The following is a 3,869-nucleotide window of genomic DNA, read 5'->3' as shown; positions in this document are numbered from 1 at the left end:
CTGATCGGCGGCGTCTACGCGCTGCTCGCCAGCGGCCAGGCGATGATCTTCGGGGTCGCGCGCACCGTGAACTTCGCCCAGGCGATCTTCGCGATCCTCTCCGCCTATCTCAGCTACACGCTCTTCGGCGACCTCGGAATCGATCCGTTCCTGTCCGTGCTGATACTCATCCCGGTGATGTTCGTCCTCGGATACGCGATCTACGCGGTCCTGCTGCGTCCGCTGAACAAGTCGAGCGCCGAACTCGGCCTGCTGGTCCTGTACGCCCTGGCCATCGGAATTCAGGGAGTCCTGGACTTCTCCTACCAGACCAACATCCGCGTCATCGCCCCGGCCTACGCGAACTACTCGTGGACCGTGGCCGGCTACCAGATCCCCGAGGTGCGGTTCTTCGCCTTCCTCCTCGCGGTGGTCGTCCTCGGCGCGCTGCACCTGATCCGCCAGTACACCAAGCTCGGCCGGGCGTTGCGCGCCACCTCGCAGAACCCGGTCGCCGCCCGGCTGCTCGGCGTGGACGTGGACCGGATCTCGGCCGTCGGCATGGGTCTCGGGGTGGCCTCGGCGGCCGCCGCCGGAGCGGCGTTCGGCATGGTCATCCCGTTCAACGGCAACAGCCAGTACGACCTGCTGTCCAAGCTGCTCTCGATCGGCGTGCTCGGCGGCATGGCGAGCATGCCGGGGACGATCGTCGCGGCGGTGATCCTGGGCGTCATCGAATCCGTGGTCGCCGCCACGATCTCGCCGGACTGGTCGGCCTTCTCCTTCCTCGTCGTCCTCTTCGCCGTACTGACGGTCCGTCCGCAAGGGCTGTTCGGTCGGCAGTTGCGGGGTGAACTGTGACACCGCTGCACGCCGAATCCCGGCTCCGGCGCGCGGGTGCGGCCCGGGCGGCGGCATTCCTCGCGGTCCTGGCCGTGCTCCCCTTCGTCTTCGGCCAGCACTGGCAGGTCAATCTGCTCGTGATCGCGGTCATGTACGCCGGCCTGGCATCCGCCTGGAACCTGCTGGGCGGATACGCGGGATACCCGGCGCTCGGGCACGGCGCGTTCTTCGGCCTCGGGGCCTACGCCATGGCCATCGGCGCCGGGCACCTCGGCGCGGGCGCGGGATACCGGCCGTTCCTCCTGGTCCCGCTGATCGCCCTCGGCACCGCCGTCGTGGTGGCCCCGATCGCCCGGGTGCTGCTGCGGACCCGGGCCGTCGCCTTCGCCGTGCTGAGCATCACGGTCATGTTCATGGTGCAGACCCTGGCCTACAACATCAGAAGTCTGACCGGGGGCTCGCAGGGCCTCGCGGTGCCGATCGCGCCGTTCGACGCGGCCACCTTCGAACGGCCCTACTACTACGCGATGGCCGTCCTGCTCGTGGTCACCGTCGGAGTCTGCTGGGTGGTGCGGACCAGCAAGCTCGGGCTCGCGCTCAACGCGGTGCGCGACGACGAGGACCGTGCCCGGGGTCTGGGCGTGCAGACCGAGGCGGTCAAGCTGCTCGCCTTCGTCCTGAGCGCCGGGCTCACCGCCGCATTCGGTGCGGTGTGGGCCTACTACATCAGCTACATCGTCCCCGGATTCGCCTTCGACCCGCTGCTCTCGCTCGTCGCCGTGCTCATGGCGTTCCTCGGCGGACGGACCACCCTGTGGGGCCCGGTCGTCGGCGCCGTCCTGGTCGGCCCCGCCCAGCAGTACTTCGCCTACCGCTTCGGGGCCAGCCAGCTCTACCTGATCGCCTACGCCGCGCTGTTCCTCCTTGTCATCTATCTCCTCCCGGACGGCGTCATCCCGTCGGCCTCCCGTCATTTGGACCGGCTGCGTGCGGCGTACCGCTCCCACGCCACCCGGCGAGATCAACCGGATCAGGTCCCGATGGAGCCCGTCCTGCCGCGGGGAGGCCGCGGATGAGCGCGCTGCTCACGGTCGCCGGACTGACGAAGTCCTTCGGGGGAGTACGGGCCCTGGACGACTGCGGCTTCGAGGTCGCCGAAGGCGCGGTGAGCGCCCTCATCGGGCCCAACGGCTCGGGCAAGACGACCGCGTTCAACGTGATCACCGGCTATCAGGCTGCCGACTCCGGCAGCCTCAGCTTCCGGGGGCGCGTGGTCCGACGCCCCGATCCGTGCCGCCTCCAGCGCCTCGGCCTGGCGCGCACCTTCCAGCAGCCGCGCGTCTTCCCCGGCCTGTCGGTGCTGGAGAACGTCGTGCTCGGCCGCCCCCAGCCCTGGCGCGCGTTGCTCCGCCGCCGGGTGCCCGGCGCCGATCGGCGCCGGGCCGAGGAACTCCTCGAGGAATTCGGCCTGGCGGCGCACGCCGAGCGCCCCGCCGCCCGCCTGTCCTACGGACAGCGCAGGCTGCTGGAGTTCGCCAGTGTGCTGATGGCCGACCCCGCCCTGATCCTGCTCGACGAACCGACCGCGGGCGTCAACCCGGTCATGGTCGAGACGATGGAACGCCATATCCGCCGACGGTACGACGAGGGGGTCACCTTCCTCATCGTCGAGCACGAGATGCGGTTCGTGATGCGCCTGTGCGATCCCGTCATCGTGCTCGACCACGGCCGTCCCATCGCTTGCGCCGCCCCGACCGCCGTGCAGAACGACCCCCGCGTCCTGGACGCCTACCTAGGAGAATGACCGGTGGACGCAGTCCTCGAACTCCGCGGCATCGTGGCCGGATACGGCCAGGGAGACATCCTGCGCGGCCTCGACCTCGATGTGCCCGCCGGCCAGATCACCTGCATCATCGGTCCGAACGGCTCAGGCAAGTCGACGCTCCTGCGGGTCGTGAGCGGATTGCTCGCGCCGAGGTCCGGCCGGGTCCTGTTCTCCGGCCAGGACGTCACCGGAAGCTCTCCCCGGGCCATGCTCGACCGGGGAGTGGCGCACGTACCCCAGGAGCGCAGCCTGTTCCCGGCCATGTCGGTGTGGGACAACATGCTGATGGGCGCGTTCATCGAGCACGACCGCGACTCCGTCGCGCGCCGGGCCGCCGCGATCGCCGAGCGCTTCCCGATCGTGGCGCGCCGCCGCCACGATCCGGCCGGCTCGCTCTCCGGCGGCGAACAGAAGACCGTGGAGATCGCCAGAGCCCTGATGCTCGACCCGCCGGTGCTCTGCTTCGACGAGCCGTCGGTCGGTCTTGAACCACGGGCCCGCCGGGCGATCTTCGAGATCCTCGCCGAACTCAGCCGCGACGGGCGCAGCGTCCTGCTCGTGGAGCAGAACGCCCGCTCCGGCCTGGCCGTCGCCGCGAACGGCGCCGTCCTCGACGCCGGCGTCGTCCGGCTGTCCGGTCCGGCCGCCGAACTCCGCGACAGCCCGGAGGTCGCGCGCCTCTACCTCGGCGCCGCATGACGCCTCAGGAACAGAACGAAAGGACAAGCCGATGAACCGCGAGGAGCGCAGGGGATTCGTCACCCGCAACGGCACGGCGATCTTCGGATACGGACGACGCGAGGACGGGCCCGCCATGACCGTCGTCTACTACGTCGTCGACGGCGACGAGATCCTCGTCTCGACCATGGCGGCTCGCGCGAAAGCCAAGGCGGTGGAGCGGAATCCGAAGGTCTCGCTGTGCGTCCTCAACGGCGAGTGGCCGCCCACCTACCTGCAGGTGTACTGCGACGCGATGGTCGAGAAGGACATCGAGACCAACGTGGACGTGGCGATGCGCATCGCGGGCGTCATGGCGGGCAAGCCGATGCCCGACGAGGTGCGCCCGCTGGTCGCCGAGGGCGTCTCCCGGGAGGACCGGGTGGTCCTGCGGCTCAAGCCGTACGCCACCTTCGAGACCCCGTCCCGCCACGTCAACGACGCCGCCGACATCAACGAGGACAACAAGAATCTGATTCACGGGCTCGGGCAGAACCTGCCCTGG

5 protein-coding genes are annotated in these 3,869 nt (G+C 69.8%); all 5 read left to right on the top strand.

The window, feature by feature from the left end:
• Nucleotides 1-840: branched-chain amino acid ABC transporter permease (locus VG296_RS24015; RefSeq protein ID WP_325569355.1), on the top strand; the 840-nt coding region annotated here is incomplete at its 5' end.
• On the top strand, nucleotides 837-1,898 hold the full coding sequence (locus VG296_RS24010) for a branched-chain amino acid ABC transporter permease (RefSeq protein ID WP_325569352.1): 1,062 nt from the start codon (nucleotides 837-839) through the stop codon (nucleotides 1,896-1,898). The genes VG296_RS24015 and VG296_RS24010, both read left to right, overlap by 4 nt.
• Nucleotides 1,895-2,626 carry an ABC transporter ATP-binding protein gene (locus VG296_RS24005; RefSeq protein WP_325569350.1) on the top strand — a complete coding sequence of 244 codons (732 nt, stop codon included), beginning with the start codon at nucleotides 1,895-1,897 and terminating at the stop codon, nucleotides 2,624-2,626. The genes VG296_RS24010 and VG296_RS24005 overlap by 4 nt, the downstream gene beginning before the upstream one ends.
• A 3-nt stretch (nucleotides 2,627-2,629) precedes the next feature.
• Nucleotides 2,630-3,346, top strand: a complete 717-nt coding sequence (locus tag VG296_RS24000) for an ABC transporter ATP-binding protein (RefSeq protein ID WP_325569348.1) — start codon at nucleotides 2,630-2,632, stop codon at nucleotides 3,344-3,346.
• A 31-nt stretch (nucleotides 3,347-3,377) separates the two neighbouring features.
• A partial coding sequence (locus VG296_RS23995; RefSeq protein WP_325569346.1) for a pyridoxamine 5'-phosphate oxidase family protein occupies nucleotides 3,378-3,869 on the top strand: 492 nt, incomplete at its 3' end.

Origin of the sequence: Actinospica sp., assembly GCF_035552695.1 — a bacterium.
Classification (GTDB): domain Bacteria; phylum Actinomycetota; class Actinomycetes; order Streptomycetales; family Catenulisporaceae; genus Actinospica.
The sequence above is the reverse complement of the archived record's forward strand: the minus strand, read 5'-3'. Positions and strand labels throughout refer to the sequence as shown.

Bases quoted from the DNA above. Each gene is read 5' to 3' on its own strand.
- VG296_RS24005 (WP_325569350.1), top strand. From the start codon at position 1,895: ATGAGCGCGCTGCTCACGGTCGCCGGACTGACGAAGTCCTTCGGGGGA.